A 14,479-nucleotide genomic window follows, 5' to 3' on the forward strand; every position below is an offset into this window, starting at 1 on the left:
CGTGCCGGCCGGATGATCGTCGCGGCGGTGGTTCTCGACGTCGTCGCCGTGCTGGTGTTCTGCGCGGTCGGCCGGCGCAGTCACGCCGAGGCGGCCACCCTGGCGGGTTTGGCGCAGACCGCCTGGCCGTTTCTGGCCGGGGCCGCGGTGGGCTGGGTCGCCGCGCGGGCCTGGCGCAATCCGATCGCACTGCTGCCCGCCGGCGTGAGCATCTGGGTGGCCACCGTCGCGGTCGGGATGGTGCTGCGGGCGGTCTCCGGGCAGACCGTGGCCCCGAGCTTCATCGTGGTCGCCTCGATCGCCACCGCGGTGCTGCTGCTCGGCTGGCGGGCGGTTGCCGCCCTTCTGGTTCGCCGCTGAGCCGGCCGCACCGACACCGCAGGCCCACCCCCGGCATCCGGGAATGGGCCTGACGGCTTCGGTTCGCTAGGGCGTGGGCGCGACGTTGGAGAAGCCGCACCGATTCTTGATGTCGGCCAGCGGCTGACGGATGTTGGTCAGCTCGTCGCGGGCCTGCGGGTTCGCGTTGAAGTAGTCCTGCACGTCGCTCTTGATCTCGGTGCGCGGCTTCCCGTGCAGGCCGGTGAAGAACGCGTTGACGTCCGGGTGGGTGAACAGGTACGCCGAGGTGGCCGCCGAGACCCCGGAGTTGACGCCGGCGAAATCGGCGGCGGTGCAGTTCGGCGGCGGCGGCGGATCGTCGGCCAGGGCCGTCGGGGCCACGGCGAACGCCAGCGCACCGAGCAGAGTGCCGGAGCCGATCAGCGCGGCGGCCCCGCGGCGGACAGACAGCTTCATGGGACGAGCTCCAATCTCGAATACGTAACGATCGCTACCCAAGCTAAGCAGACTTTGCGCCGCGACACATGGCGAACATCGGCCGCCGGGCTCGGCGCGCACCGCCGCCGCCCGTGCAGCGGCCCGGCGCCGGGCGTCGGCGAGGAAATCAGCGCGCGATCATGGCCGGCGACTGGGGTCGCCCGACCGGCACCAGCGGGGTGGCGGCGGGCACCGGCGGCGTCGCGGCAGGCACCCGCGGGGTGGCCACCGGAGCCGGCGGGGTGGCGGCGGGCACCGGCGGGGTGACCACCGGCACGATCGACAGGCCCGGGGTCGCCGGCGTGCTGCCGACCTGCGTCAGCGACGGCGGCGTCACCGCACCGGGCTGCTGGGCGGCCTGCACCAGGCCCAGCATCTGCGGCATCGCGATCGGCATGCCGCACTTACTGGACAGCGCGCTCAGCGGTTGCTGGATGAGCTGCAGATCCCGGCCGGCCCGCGGGTTCTTCTCGAAGTAGGCCTGCACGGCCGCAACCGCCCGCGGATCACCGGGCTTGGCGGCGATCGCGGTCAGCGCCCGGTTGGTGTCCGGGTTCGCGTCCAGGTAGTTGCCGGTGTCCAACGACACCGCGCTCATCGTCTTGGAGATCTCGCTGGCCGAGCACGGATCGGCGGTGCCCGGCGTGCCCGCGTCGGGGGTCCCTGAGTCGGGGGCAGCCACCGCCATCGGCGCGACGGCCAGCGCGGCCGCCAGCAGCGGCGCGGCGGCCAGCGCTGCGCCCGAGACGGGATGACGACGAACGGTGCGAATCACGCGGAGCCTCCTGGCGGTCGGCGGACGGCGCAGCCGGACACCCGCCGCAACGATCCCCCGACCGGATACGGTTGCCCCCATCCTGCCAGGACGCCCGGCCGAGAGCCACTCGTCGCCATCGGATAACGGTTTAGCTGCAGGTCAGCGTATTCAGCCGGGCCATATTCGGCTGTTGTAGGCTCACGGCACGCAGGCCGTCTGCGGGTCAGGGAGTGTCGTCATTCAGCAATTCATGATGCGGATGAGCGCCACCCTCCGCACCCACCGCTGGCTGGTCTTCGCCGGCTGGCTGTTGGCGCTCGTGCCGGCCGTGGGGTTGCTGCTGACCGGTTCCAACCAGCTGACCGGCGGCGGATTCGAGGTGTCGGGCTCCCAATCGCTGCACGTGCAGCGCACCATCGAGGACCACTTCCCCGACGAGGGCGCCTCGCCGCTGGCGTTGGTCGCCGCGCCGCGCGCCAACGCCACCTACGCCGACATGACCGCGGCGGTGGCCGAGTTGGAGCGGGTGGCCAGGGAGGCCCCCAACGTCACCATCACGCCGAACCCGACCCAGCCGCCGCCGCAACCGGACCGCCCCTACGTGGTGTCGCTGCGGCTGGATTTCAACAACACCGGCGCCGTCGACGTCGCCCGGCAACTGCGGCAGGCGATCGGGGTCACCGGATCCGAGCCCGGCGAGCACGCCTCGGGCACCGTCCGGCTCTACGTGATCGGCCAGGGCGCGCTCGGCGCGGCGGCGCAGACCAGCACCAAGCACGACATCGCCGCGGCCGAGCGGTGGAACCTGCCGATCGTGCTGATCGTGCTGATCGCGGTGTTCGGTTCGCTGGCTGCGGCCGCGGTGCCGCTGATCCTGGGCATCTGCACGGTCACCGTGACGATGGGGGTGGTCTATCTGCTCTCGCAGCTGACCACCATGAGCGTGTTCGTCTCCTCGACGGTGTCGATGTTCGGCATTGCGCTGGCCGTCGACTATTCACTGTTCATCCTGATGCGTTATCGGGAGGAACTGCGTCAGGGCCGCACGGTGCCGCAGGCCACCGACGCCGCGATGGCCACCTCGGGTCTGGCGGTGGTGTTGTCGGGGCTGACCGTGATCGCGTCGCTGACCGGCATCTACCTGATCGACACCCCGGTGCTCGCCTCGATGGCCACCGGCGCGATCCTCGCCGTGGTGCTGTCGGTGCTGACCTCGGTGACGATGACCCCGGCCATCCTGGCCACCTTCGGTCGCTCGGCGGCCCGGCGGTCCCCGCTGCTGCAGTTGTCCCGTCGGCGCGGCGAATCCGAGGCGATGCCGTTCTGGTCGGTGTGGGTCCGACGGGTGATGCGACGCCCCTGGCTGTCGGCGCTGCTGGCGACGTTGGCGTTGCTGCTGGCCGCGGCCCCGGCGTTCTCGATGGTGCTGGGCAACAGCATGCTGCGGCAGTTCCCGGCCAGCCACGAGATCCGCGGCGGGGTGAACGCCGCTGCCGAGGCGCTCGGTCCGGGCGCGCTGGGGCCGGTGCGGGTGCTGCTGGAGTTCCCCGACGGGATCGCCTCGGCGCCCGACCACGCGCCCCTGGTCGACGCCGTCGCCGCGGAGATGGACCGCGCCATCAACATCGTCACGGTCAGCCCGCCGGTGTACGGCAACGACGACCACTCGGTGCTGCTGTCCGGGGTGCTGTCGGTGGACCCGGAGGATCTGGCCGCCCGGCGCACGGTGGACTGGCTGCGCGTCCAGCTGCCCAGGGTGCTGGCCGGCGGAACCGGCGCCGTCGCCGACGCCAGCCCGGTGACCGTCTCGGTGGGCGGGCCGACGGCGCTGATCAAGGACTTCGACGACCGGGTCGATCACACCGCCCTGCGGGTGCTGTTGTTCGTCTCGGTGATCGCGTTCGTGATGCTGCTGCTGGCCATCCGCTCGGTGTTCCTGGCCCTCAAGGGCGTCGTGATGACGGTGCTCTCGGTCGCCGCCGCCTACGGCAGCCTGGTGGTGGTGTTCCAGTGGGGCTGGCTGGAGGCGCTCGGCTTCCAGCGGCTCACCTCCATCGACAGCACGGTCCCGCCGCTGGTGCTGGCGCTGACGTTCGGCCTGTCGATGGACTACGAGATCTTCCTGCTGACCCGGATCCGGGAGCGGTTCCTGCTGACCGGGGACACCCGCGACGCGGTCGCCTACGGCGTCTCGACCAGCGCCCGCACCATCACCAGTGCGGCGCTGATCATGATCGCGGTGTTCATCGGGTTCGCCTTCGCCGGCATGCCGCTGGTCGCCCAGCTCGGGGTGGCCTGCGCGGTGGCGATCGCCGTCGACGCGACCGTGGTCCGGCTGATCCTGGTCCCGGCGTTGATGGTGATGTTCGAGCAGTGGAACTGGTGGCTGCCGCGCTGGCTGGACAGGATCCTGCCGTCGGTCGACTTCGAGAAGCCGCTGCCCGGGGTCGACGGCACCGAGATGGTGACGTTCGCCGACGACCTGCCCGGCCTGGCGGCCTCCAACGCCGACGTCCGGATGGTGGTCAAGGGCGCGGCGCGGCTGCAGCGGCTGGCCCCCGACGCGATCACGGTGGCCGACCCGCTGGCGTTCAGCGGCTGCGCCGCGCTGGACGGGCGGGTCCGCGGTGGCGACGGGGCCGCCCTCGGCGGCGCCCGATCCCCGCTGGATGCCCGCTCCCCGCTGGATGCCGCGATGCCCGCGGCGATGACCGAGCGGATCACCCGGCCGGTGCATCCGGTGGCGGTGTGGCGCACCCGGCTGGCGGTGGCGCTGGACGCGCTGAGCGCCCAGTCCGACGACCCGGTGCCGGAGTTGATCCGCAGCCAGCCGGTCGAGACCGCCAGCGTGCAGTTGCCGACCGGGGACCGGCTGCGCATCCCAACCTGCGCGGAAACCTTCCGGCTGAAGGGATATCTGCTGCTCAGCCGCAATACTCGGCAGGATTTCGCGGAGTTCGCCGAGCTGGTCGAGTCCACCGACGCCGAGACGGTGGCGGACGTGCTGGCCCGGATGGACGAGTACTACTGTGGTCGATGGTCCGAATGCGAGCCGCCCGGCCGCCCCTGGGTGAGCACCCGGCTGGTCCGCCGGCTCGCCGACCCGGACCCGCGTGACGGACCCGGTGGATTCGCCGAGTCGGCAGCCCCCGGGTCGGCCGCCCCCGGGGCGGCGCCACCCGGGTCAGGCACGAACGCGGCCGCCGGTCGCGACTGGGAACGGATTCGGGAGCGCTGCCTGTCGGTGGCCGTGGCGATGCTTGAGGAAGCGAGGTGACGTTGACCGCCAGCGATACCGGCGACCTCGGCCGCCCCGCCGCCGAGCGTCCGCCCTCCGACAGCGGCCGTCCGGTCGAGTTCTGGTCGACGGCCGCCATCCGGGCGGCCCTGGAGGACGGCGACATCTCGGTGTGGCAGCGCATCGTCGTCGCGGTCAAGCGGGACCCGTTCGGCCGCACCTCCCGGCAGGTCGAGGAGGTGCTGGAGACCAACCGGTCCGACGGCAGCGAGCTGCGCGGCATCGCCAAGGCCATGCACGAGGTACTGACCCGGTCGCGGACCCATCTGGAGGCCACCGAACGCGCCGAGGTGTCCCGGCACGTCCGGATGCTGCTGGACCGCTCCGGGTTGACCCAGCGTGAGTTCGCCTCCCGGATCGGGGTGGCCGCCACCCAGTTCGCCGACCACCTGGCCGGCACCGACTGCCCGCCGGCCTCGCTGATGATCCGGATGCGCCGGCTCTCGGACCGGTTCGCCAAGATGCGCGCGCAGCGCGAGCACCCCACCCAGGGGTAGCCGGGCTGCGGTCAGCCGTCGACGCGCTGCAGCGGCGCGATGTCGACGACCCGCCAACCCTCGGCGCTCGGCTGCAGCGACAGCCGCAGCCCGACCACCGCCCGGCTGGCCGACTTGCCCGGCGCGGTCTGGCTGGTGCGCATCACCACCACCGCGGTGGCCCCGTCCGGGGCCAGCGATTCCAGCCCGGCCGAGACGGTCTGCGCCTGCGCGGTGATCCGGCGCTTTGCCAGGTCCGCGGTCGAGCGGCCGAAGTTGTCCCGGAACGCGGTGGCCGACCCGGGCACCATCAGCGCGGCGGCCCGCTCGATCCCGGCGGTCGGCTCCGCCGGGGAGAACGTCGCGGTCGCCTCCGCCACCTCGGTGGCGACGCTGACCACCGCGGCGCGGTCGGCCTCAAAGGTGCGGTCGGCGACCGTCCAGTGGGTGTGGGCGACCAGCGCGGCGGCCACCGCGGCTCCGGCGGCAACGCCGGCGACGGCCAGCCGCAGCCCGGGCGCGTCGTCGTCGGTGCCGACCGACACCCCGTCGCGGCGCAGCAGGTACAGGTTCACCAGGACGCCCTGCACGACCAACAGCCCCAGCATTGACGCGACGGACACCCACCAGGTGGGCCAGTCCAGCACGACGCCGATGCCGGCCAGCGCGGCCAGGATCAGCGCGGGCGCGGCCAGGTCGAAGGCCAGCAGTCGCCACAGGTTCCTCATCGCAGCGGCTCCAGCCGGGAGATCAGCAGCTGGCCGTCGACCTCGGCGACCTCCAGGCGCAGCAGCCAGGACCGCGCCTGCGGCTTGCCGGCGGCGTTCTGGCTGGTCGCGTTCGCCACCACGATGACCGATTCGGTGCGCTCGGCCAGCCCGTCGGGCAGCGCCGGCTCCGGCGCCGGTCCGTCGTCGCGGCGCACCGACTCGATGGCCACCGCGTCGATCTGGCCGGTGGTGGCCGCCTTGACCTTCTGCACGACGTCGCGGAACGGCCCCAGCACGGCCTCGAAGTCGGTGTTCAGTTCGCCGACGGTGCCGTCGCGCAGCGTGGCCAGGCTGGCCTCGACGTTCTCGGCGTTCATGTTGACCAGGGTGTTGGCCCACTGCGCGGCGACCTGCAGCACATCGCTCTGGTGGCTGCGCTCCGCCTCGGCGGCGCTGTGCCGGGACCAGGCCAGCCCGCCGCACACCACGGCGGCGACGGCGAGCACCGCCAGCACCGCCGAGGCGATGCCGAATCGGGAGAACATTGGGCCGGACTCGGCCGGGTCGGCGCCGGTCGTATCGGCGTCGGGGTCGGTCTGGTCGTCGCTGGGCACGGCCCGAGGCTACCCGCTGGGGTAATCCTTCCCGCCGGGCCGCACCGCCGGGTTCTGGAAGGATGGAGCTGTGACGGTAGCTAGCAATCCCTCGGGCCTGGACCTTCGGTACGTCGACGTGGCGCGCCGACCGCAAGACGACCTGTTCGGTCACGTCAACGGCCGGTGGCTGGACTCCTACGAGATGCCGGCCGACCGCGCCACCGACGGGGCCTTCCGCACCCTCTACGACCGGGCCGAGGAGCAGGTCCGCGAGCTGATCGACGAGGCGGCCGCCGCGAACGCGCCGGCCGGCACCGATCAGCAGCGCATCGGCGACCTGTACGCCAGCTTCTCCGACGCCGATGCGGTCGAGCGCCGCGGCCTGGCCCCGCTGCTCGACGAGCTGGCGCTGATCGATGCGGCGGCCGACGCCGACGCCCTGGCCGCCACCCTCGGCGCCCTGGCCCGCACCGGGGTCGGCGGCGGCTTCGGGGTGTACGTCGACACCGACTCCAAGGATTCCACCCGCTATCTGCTGCACCTGTCGCAGTCCGGGCTGGGCCTGCCCGACGAGTCCTACTACCGCGACGACGCGCACGCGGCGGTGCTGGCCGAATACCCGCGCCACATCGCCCGGATGCTGCGGCTGGTCTTCGGCGATCAGTACGGCGCCGAGGACACCGCCGAGCGGATCGTGGCGCTGGAGACCAAGCTGGCCGCGGCGCACTGGGACGTGGTCCGGCGCCGCGATGCGGAGCTGTCCTACAACCTGCGCACCTTCACCGAATTGTCTGATCAGGCAACGGGATTCGATTGGTCCGGCTGGCTCGGCGGGCTCGGCCTCGACCGGCAGCGGGCCGCCGAGTTGGTGCTGCGCCAACCCGACTACCTGAGCGCGTTCGCCGCGCTGTGGGCCGGCGAATCGCTGTCGGACTGGCAGGATTGGGCCCGCTGGCGGATCATCCACGCCCGCGCGGGTTTTCTCACCGATGCGCTGGTCAGTGAGGACTTCGCCTTCTACGGCCGCACCCTCAGCGGCACCGAGGAGATCCGGGACCGCTGGAAGCGCGGGGTGTCGCTGGTCGAGTCGCTGATGGGTGAGGCGCTGGGCAAACTGTATGTGGCGCGGCATTTCCCGCCCGGGCACAAGGCCCGGATGGACGAGCTGGTGGGCAACCTGCGCGAGGCCTACCGGGCCAGCATCACCGATCTGGAGTGGATGACCCCGCAGACCCGGCAGCGGGCGCTGGCCAAGCTCGACAGGTTCACCGCCAAGATCGGTTATCCGCCGAAGTGGCGCGACTATTCGGCGTTCGAGGTCGCGCGTGACGACCTGTACGGCAACTACCGCCGGGGCTACGCGGTGAACTATGACCACGAGCTGGGCAAGCTCGGCGGGCCGGTCGACCACGACGAATGGTTCATGACGCCGCAGACGGTGAATGCTTACTACAACCCGGGGATGAACGAGATCGTCTTCCCGGCGGCCATCCTGCAGCCGCCGTTCTTCGACGCCGACGCCGACGACGCCGCCAACTACGGCGGCATCGGCGCGGTGATCGGGCACGAGATCGGGCACGGCTTCGACGATCAGGGCGCCAAGTACGACGGCGACGGCAACCTGGTGGACTGGTGGACCGACGCCGACCGCGCGGAATTCGGTTTGCGGACGGCGGCGCTGATCTCCCAGTACGACGAGTTCTCGCCGGCCGCACTGGGTTCCGAGCATCACGTCAACGGCGCCTTCACGGTGGGTGAGAACATCGGCGACCTGGGTGGCCTGTCGATCGCGCTGCTGGCCTACCGGCTGTCGCTGGCCGGTCGGGAGGCCCCGGTGATCGACGGGCTGACCGGCGTGCAGCGGGTGTTCTTCGGCTGGGCGCAGGTGTGGCGGACCAAATCTCGGGACGCCGAGGCGATCCGGCGGCTGGCCACCGATCCACATTCGCCGCCGGAGTTCCGCTGCAACGGCGTGATCCGCAACATCGACGAGTTCTACGAGGCGTTCGCGGTGACCGCGGACGACGAGTTGTTCCTGGAGCCCGAGCACCGGGTCCGGATCTGGAGCTGAGCCGAGGGTGCGGCGTTGGTGGATCGGACTGGTCGTCGCGGCGGTCCTCGCGGTCGGCGCGCTCGCCGCGGTACCGCTGTCCGGCTATGACCTGTCCCGGATCCGCTTCGACGGCAGCCCGCCGTCCGCGGAGAAGGTGCTGGCGATTCGAATCCCGTGGCGGGCCAAGCAGATCAAGGAGAAGTTCCGGGAGCTGACGCCCTACGGCGTGACGTTCCTGATGCCCGAGGGGCGCTGGCGCGAGCACGTCACCCGCTATGTCCCGGAGGATCGGCTCCGCTTTGCCGAGTTCGGCGCCGACCGGCGGCCGGCCGAATGCACCGAAAGCGCCGCCGGCGCCTGGGCCGGGCGCGCGCCGTTCTTCAAAACCTCCTACGGCATCCCGAACGAGTTCACCGCGGTGCGCAGCGTGTCGGTTGTCCCGGACTGCCAGCCCGGCTGGGCGCTGGTGTCCTGGACGATCCGCGAACCGGGCAGCGGCCGCCGCTGAGGCCTCGGTCAGCCGCCCGAACGCCGGTATCCGGGTATCCGGGCGATCACGTCGGCGCGTACCGCCGTCGCCTCGGCCAGCCGCACCGCGGTTCCCGGGGCCACCGTCGCACCGCAGGCGTCGACGTCGACGACGACGGCGCCCGCGACGGTCAGCGCGTGCTCGCACTGCCACGGCTCCGGGTCGCCCTCGGTCGCCCGCCGGGTCAGCAGGAGCGACAGCACCCCGCGCTCCTCGCGGACCGGCCCGGCGGACCAGACCTCGCCGTCGCGGCCGGGACCGGCGGCCGTGACGTGGATGTCGCGATCGGCGCAGCCCCGCCACGCGGTGGCCGCCGCGGCGAACACCGCCCGGGCGGCGCCGGGGTCCGGGTAGTTGATCACCGCCAGATCCGAGCTGTCGGTGGTGGGGCCCGGCGACAGAATCGGCGCGACGAACGCCCGCTTACTCATGCTGTCCCGCCGCGCGCCCGGGACGGTCGCGTAGAAGCCGTCGACGGCGACGTACCGCGCACCGACACAGCCCGGCTCGGCGATCGACTCGGTGTACATCGACCACACGCCGCCGGCTGGCAGCACCGAGGCGATCTCCGGGATGCCCATCAGTCGCGCCACCAGCTCGGCGCCGAGCGGCACCCGGTCGATCGGTCTGGACTCACCGCGCAGATAGCTGTCCAGCGGGCCCGGGGCGCTCAGGTTCACCTCGGCGGCGTGATCGACCCGATCCTGGGCGGGCACCAGCAGCACCGCGCCGGCCAGCAGCGCACCGATCGCGGCGGCCAGGCCGTATCGCAGCCCGGCTCGGCGGCCCGAGGGACCGCGCGGTTCGCCGCTGTCACCCACCCGCCCAGCGTATCGGTGCCGCCGCGGCGGCCAGCGCACCGAATCTGCCCGGGAAACGACGAATCCCCCGGCGGTTGCCGGGGGATTCGCCAGGCGTAAGCCTTCGAACAGCGGCCTTGGCCTTGGAACAGCGGGCTTGGCCTTAGAACATCTGCCAGTCGGAGGCGCCGTCGGGCTGGTTGTACCAGCCGCCGCCGGTGCCCTTGATGACCACCGGGTCACCACTGCCGAAGTTGTCGAAGAACCACTTGGCGTTCTCCGGGCTCAGGTTGACGCAGCCGTGGCTAACGTTGCTGTTGCCCTGCGCCTCGATCGACCAGGGCGCGCTGTGCACGAACACCCCGGAGTTGTCGATTCGGACGGCGTCCTTCACCTTGATCTTGTAGCCCTCGGCGGAGTTGATCGGCACCCCGTAGGTCGACGAGTCCATCGTCATGTCGGCGAACTTCTCCAGCACGTAGTAGGTGCCGTTCTTGGTCTCATACCTGCCGCCGGGCCGGCCCATCGACATCGGGAAGGTCTTCTCCAACTTCCCGTTGCGCATGACCTCCATCTTCTTGGTCTTGTCGTCGATGGTGGCCACCAGGTAGTCACCGGTGCGGAAGGTGGACTTGGTGCCGCCGGCGTCGATGTTCACCACGGTGTTGGCCGGCCAGAAGTCCTGCGGGCGCCAGCGCAGCTGGGTGTCGGTCACCCAGTAGAACCGGCCGGGCACCGGCGGGTTCGAGGTGATGTGCACGGAGTCCTGGGCCAGCTGCTTGTTGGCGATCGGCACCGCGAAGTTGATGTAGATCGGCTTCGCCACACCCACCATCGACCCGTTGACCGGGTTGAAGGTCGGCGGCCGGAACGGCGCCTCACCGACGAACGGGGTCGGGTTCTGGCCGGCGGGGGTACCGGCCGGGATCACCGCGGGGGCGCCGTAGTTGTTGACCACCGGCGGGGTCGCCGGGGCGAACGGATCTGCCGGCGGCGCCGGAGCGAACGGATCGACCGGCGGCGGCGGCGGGGCGAACGGATCGACCGGGGGCGGCGGGGCCGGGATATCACCCGGTTCCGCGAACGCGGGGCCGGCGGTGAACGCCGCGGTCAAACCGATCAGCGCGGCACCGATGACCGCCGCGATCGAGCGACCAGTGCGGGTACGCATAGACATTCCTCCAGAAATTCGGGGGTTCATTCAAGTGTGGCACAGCGGCGAACGGCTCAGCGTCCGCCGAAGCGCCCCGACCTGGGCAGATACCCCGGTATCAACCCAATTACCTGCACCGTTATCGGCCTGCGGCGCAGTTTTGTTAGCTCACCCACGGTGACTCAACGCACTGCCGTGCGGGGATCAACTGCGCACCAACCGCGCGATCGCCGCCGACGCCTCGGCGAGCTTGGCGTCGGCCTCCTCGCCGCCGGCGGCCACCGCGTGACTGACACAGTGCCCGAGGTGCTCGTCGAGCAGCCCGAGTGCGACGGACTGCAGCGCACTGTTCACCGCACTGATCTGGGTCAGCACGTCGATGCAGTACTTGTCCTCGTCGATCATCTTGGCGATGCCGCGGACCTGACCCTCGATCCGGCGCAGCCGCTTGGCGTAGTTCTCCTTCTGGGCGGTGTAGCCGGGGGAATCGCCGGCGGCCTCACCGGCGCAGGCGTGTTCAGGCATTTCCGAGCATCGTTTTCATCTGGGTGATCTCGGCCTGCTGACCGTCGATGATCTGCTGCGCCAACTCCTTGGCCTGCTCATTCTGGCCGCCGGAGAGCTCGGTCCGGGCCATCTCGATGGCACCCTCGTGGTGGGCGATCATCGCGGTCAGCCAGAGCTTGTCGAACTCCGGCCCCGACGCCGCCTTCAGCTTGGTCATGGTCGCGTCGTCGACCATGCCCGCCATGCCCGCCATGCCGGGCTGGTGTCCGGAACCGTGGTGCTCGGAGGTCGTGCCGCCATCCTTGGGCTGCCACTGCTCGATCCACCCGGTCATGGTGGTGATCTCGGGCCGCTGGGCGTCGCGGATCTTGCCGGCGAGCTCGACCACCTCGGCGTTGGCGGTGCGGCCGGGCAGCAGATCGACGAGCTCGATGGCCTGCTGGTGATGCGGAATCATCTGCTCGGCGAAGGTGAGGTCGGCGGCGTTGTGCGGGCCGTCGGCCTCCGCCGAGGTGCCGTGCCCCTGGCCGCCGTGGTCACCTTCGGTCGTCGTCCCGCACGACGACATGGACACCGCCAACGCGACGGCGGCCAGCGCGATACCGAGGCGGGCGGTCAACTTCTTCGGCTGTGAGGTCATGGCGAACATCCTACCAGATACCCCCAAGGGGTATCGGAAAGGCTCGTAATTGTCATACTGAAACGATGTCCGACCAGCCTGCACAGCCCGCAGCTCCCGATCTGAAGCCCCGCAGTCGCGACGTCACCGACGGCCTGGAGAAGGCCGCCGCACGCGGCATGCTCCGCGCCGTCGGGATGGACGACGACGACTTCGCCAAACCGCAGATCGGGGTGGCGTCGTCGTGGAACGAGATCACCCCCTGCAACCTGTCCCTGGATCGCCTCGCCAAGGTGGTCAAGGAGGGCGTCCTGGAGGCCGGCGGGTTCCCGATGGAGTTCGGCACCATCTCGGTCTCCGACGGCATCTCGATGGGCCACGAGGGCATGCACTTCTCGCTGGTCAGCCGGGAGATCATCGCCGACTCGGTGGAGACCGTCATGCAGGCCGAGCGGCTGGACGGCTCGGTGCTGCTGGCCGGCTGCGACAAGTCGCTGCCCGGCATGCTGATGGCCGCCGCGCGACTGGACCTGGCCAGCGTGTTCCTCTACGCCGGTTCGATCATGCCGGGCCGGGCCAAGCTGTCCGACGGCACCGAGCGTGACGTCACCATCATCGACGCCTTCGAGGCGGTCGGCGCGTGCGCGCGGGGGCTGATGAGCCGCGAGGACGTCGACATCATCGAGCGCGCCATCTGCCCGGGCGAGGGCGCCTGCGGCGGGATGTACACCGCCAACACCATGGCCAGCGCGGCCGAGGCGCTGGGCATGTCACTGCCGGGCAGCGCGGCCCCGCCGGCCCCGGATCGCCGCCGGGACGGGTACGCCCGGCGCAGCGGGCACGCCGTCGTCGAACTGCTGCGCCGCGGGATCACCGCCCGCGACATCATGGTCAAGGAGGCGTTCGAGAACGCCATCGCCGTGGTGATGGCGTTCGGCGGCTCCACCAACGCGGTGCTGCATCTGCTGGCCATCGCCTGGGAGGCGGGTGTCCCGCTGAGCCTGGCCGACTTCACCCGGGTCGGCGCCAAGGTCCCGCACCTGGCCGACGTCAAGCCGTTCGGCGCCTACGTGATGAACGACGTGGACCGCATCGGCGGCGTGCCGGTGGTGATGAAGGCGCTGCTGGACGCCGGTCTGCTGCACGGCGACGTGATGACGGTGACCGGTCAGACGATGGCGGAAAACCTCAAGGACATCGCCCCGCCGGATCCCGACGGCAAGGTGCTGCGCGCCCTGAGCCAGCCGATCCACCCGACCGGCGGCATCACCATCCTGCACGGCTCGCTGGCGCCCGAAGGCGCGGTGGTCAAGTCCGCCGGGTTCGACTCCGACGTGTTCGAAGGCACCGCAAGGGTTTTCGAGCGTGAGCGCGCTGCACTGGATGCGCTCGAGGACGGCACCATCACCGCCGGGGACGTTGTCGTCATCCGCTACGAGGGCCCCAAGGGCGGCCCGGGCATGCGCGAGATGCTGGCCATCACCGGTGCCATCAAGGGCGCCGGACTCGGCAAGGACGTGCTGCTGCTGACCGACGGCCGGTTCTCCGGCGGCACCACCGGCCTGTGCGTCGGGCATGTGGCCCCCGAAGCCGTCGACGCCGGCCCGATCGCGTTCATCCGCGACGGCGACCGGATCCGGCTCGACGTCGGCAACGGCACCCTCGACGTGCTGGTCGACGCCGCGGAATTCGAGGCCCGCAAGGACGGCTGGGAGCCGCTGCCGCCGCGCTACACCACCGGCGTGCTCGCCAAGTACACCAAGCTGGTCGGGTCCGCCGCCGTCGGCGCGGTCTGCTCCTAACTCCAGAACTGCCAGCCCGCCGGCGCTGGCGGCCAGCCGGGGTCTGGCCGCCAGCCCTGCGGCGGTGTCCAGCCCGCTGGAATCGGCCATCCCGGCGGCGCATTGAACCGCCCGGCAGTCGTGGGCGCCGCGGGGGCCGAGCGTTGCCACGTGTTCTTCAGTGCCCGGAACGGCCTTGCCAGCAGCGCGAACAAACGGTCCAGGATCCGGTCTGCGAAGGTATCCACCATCCACAGCCCGAGGCCGACCACCACGACGGTGAGCAGCACAATGCCGATGGTCGCCATCGCGCCCCCTTTCAACGGCTCGAATTTACAATGCCCTCGGACCGGCAGGACGCGGCAAATGCGTGCCCGCGTG

General features: G+C 71.1%; 15 protein-coding genes. 6 read left to right on the forward strand and 9 right to left on the reverse strand.

The window, feature by feature from the left end; all coding sequences use genetic code 11:
- Positions 1–12 precede the first annotated feature (12 nt).
- On the forward strand, positions 13–360 hold the full coding sequence (locus tag G6N10_RS12455; protein WP_109750354.1) for a DUF3054 domain-containing protein: 348 nt from the start codon (positions 13–15) through the stop codon (positions 358–360).
- A gap of 66 nt (positions 361–426) precedes the next feature.
- On the opposite strand, the gene G6N10_RS12460 is transcribed toward G6N10_RS12455, so the two are convergent.
- Together G6N10_RS12460 and G6N10_RS12465 are read right to left on the reverse strand one after the other, a co-directional pair.
- On the reverse strand, positions 427–798 hold the full coding sequence (locus tag G6N10_RS12460) for a heme-binding protein (protein ID WP_085092442.1): 372 nt from the start codon (positions 796–798) through the stop codon (positions 427–429).
- A 148-nt stretch (positions 799–946) separates the two neighbouring features.
- Entirely contained in the window at positions 947–1,594 is a 648-nt protein-coding gene (locus G6N10_RS12465) for a hemophore (RefSeq protein WP_163742418.1), read from the reverse strand.
- Positions 1,595–1,826: 232 nt separating this feature from the next.
- Here G6N10_RS12465 and G6N10_RS12470 point away from each other — a divergent pair, with 232 nt between their 5' ends.
- Both G6N10_RS12470 and G6N10_RS12475 read left to right on the forward strand, forming a co-directional pair.
- Complete coding sequence (locus tag G6N10_RS12470; RefSeq protein ID WP_085092444.1) at positions 1,827–4,853, forward strand: MMPL family transporter; 3,027 nt, start codon at positions 1,827–1,829, stop codon at positions 4,851–4,853.
- Positions 4,850–5,371 carry a transcriptional regulator gene (locus G6N10_RS12475; RefSeq protein WP_085092445.1) on the forward strand — a complete coding sequence of 174 codons (522 nt, stop codon included), beginning with the start codon at positions 4,850–4,852 and terminating at the stop codon, positions 5,369–5,371. The genes G6N10_RS12470 and G6N10_RS12475 overlap by 4 nt, the downstream gene beginning before the upstream one ends.
- Before the next feature lie 11 nt (positions 5,372–5,382).
- Here G6N10_RS12475 and G6N10_RS12480 read toward each other — a convergent pair whose 3' ends face one another.
- Positions 5,383–6,078, reverse strand: coding sequence for a hypothetical protein (locus tag G6N10_RS12480; protein ID WP_085092446.1), 696 nt, complete (start codon positions 6,076–6,078; stop codon positions 5,383–5,385).
- Positions 6,075–6,674 (reverse strand): Rv1363c family protein, encoded by a 600-nt coding sequence (locus tag G6N10_RS12485; protein ID WP_085092447.1) that lies wholly within the window; start codon positions 6,672–6,674, stop codon positions 6,075–6,077. The genes G6N10_RS12480 and G6N10_RS12485 overlap by 4 nt, the downstream gene beginning before the upstream one ends.
- Positions 6,675–6,744: 70 nt before the next feature.
- Between G6N10_RS12485 and G6N10_RS12490 the strand changes: the two genes are divergently transcribed.
- Positions 6,745–8,727 carry a M13 family metallopeptidase gene (locus tag G6N10_RS12490; RefSeq protein WP_085092448.1) on the forward strand — a complete coding sequence of 661 codons (1,983 nt, stop codon included), beginning with the start codon at positions 6,745–6,747 and terminating at the stop codon, positions 8,725–8,727.
- 7 nt (positions 8,728–8,734) lie between these two features.
- Positions 8,735–9,217, forward strand: a complete 483-nt coding sequence (locus G6N10_RS12495) for a hypothetical protein (protein WP_085092449.1) — start codon at positions 8,735–8,737, stop codon at positions 9,215–9,217.
- An 8-nt stretch (positions 9,218–9,225) separates the two neighbouring features.
- Here G6N10_RS12495 and G6N10_RS12500 read toward each other — a convergent pair whose 3' ends face one another.
- The 4 genes from G6N10_RS12500 to G6N10_RS12515 form a co-directional block, all read right to left on the reverse strand.
- A complete protein-coding gene (locus G6N10_RS12500) occupies positions 9,226–10,059 on the reverse strand; it encodes a sensor domain-containing protein (RefSeq protein WP_085092450.1) in 834 nt (277 codons plus the stop codon).
- A 142-nt stretch (positions 10,060–10,201) separates the two neighbouring features.
- On the reverse strand, positions 10,202–11,209 hold the full coding sequence (locus tag G6N10_RS12505; RefSeq protein WP_085092451.1) for a L,D-transpeptidase: 1,008 nt from the start codon (positions 11,207–11,209) through the stop codon (positions 10,202–10,204).
- A gap of 186 nt (positions 11,210–11,395) precedes the next feature.
- On the reverse strand, positions 11,396–11,716 hold the full coding sequence (gene ricR / locus G6N10_RS12510; protein WP_085092452.1) for a copper-sensing transcriptional repressor RicR: 321 nt from the start codon (positions 11,714–11,716) through the stop codon (positions 11,396–11,398).
- Positions 11,709–12,338, reverse strand: coding sequence for a DUF305 domain-containing protein (locus G6N10_RS12515; protein WP_085092460.1), 630 nt, complete (start codon positions 12,336–12,338; stop codon positions 11,709–11,711). Before G6N10_RS12515 ends, ricR begins: the two co-directional genes overlap by 8 nt.
- 65 nt (positions 12,339–12,403) lie before the next feature.
- Here G6N10_RS12515 and ilvD point away from each other — a divergent pair, with 65 nt between their 5' ends.
- Positions 12,404–14,119, forward strand: coding sequence for a dihydroxy-acid dehydratase (gene ilvD / locus G6N10_RS12520; RefSeq protein ID WP_085092453.1), 1,716 nt, complete (start codon positions 12,404–12,406; stop codon positions 14,117–14,119).
- On the opposite strand, the gene G6N10_RS12525 is transcribed toward ilvD, so the two are convergent.
- Positions 14,116–14,406 (reverse strand): hypothetical protein, encoded by a 291-nt coding sequence (locus G6N10_RS12525; protein WP_085092454.1) that lies wholly within the window; start codon positions 14,404–14,406, stop codon positions 14,116–14,118. The two genes, ilvD and G6N10_RS12525, sit on opposite strands and share 4 nt — an antisense overlap.
- Positions 14,407–14,479 lie beyond the last annotated feature (73 nt).

This window comes from Mycolicibacterium fallax (assembly GCF_010726955.1).
GTDB lineage: Bacteria > Actinomycetota > Actinomycetes > Mycobacteriales > Mycobacteriaceae > Mycobacterium > Mycobacterium fallax.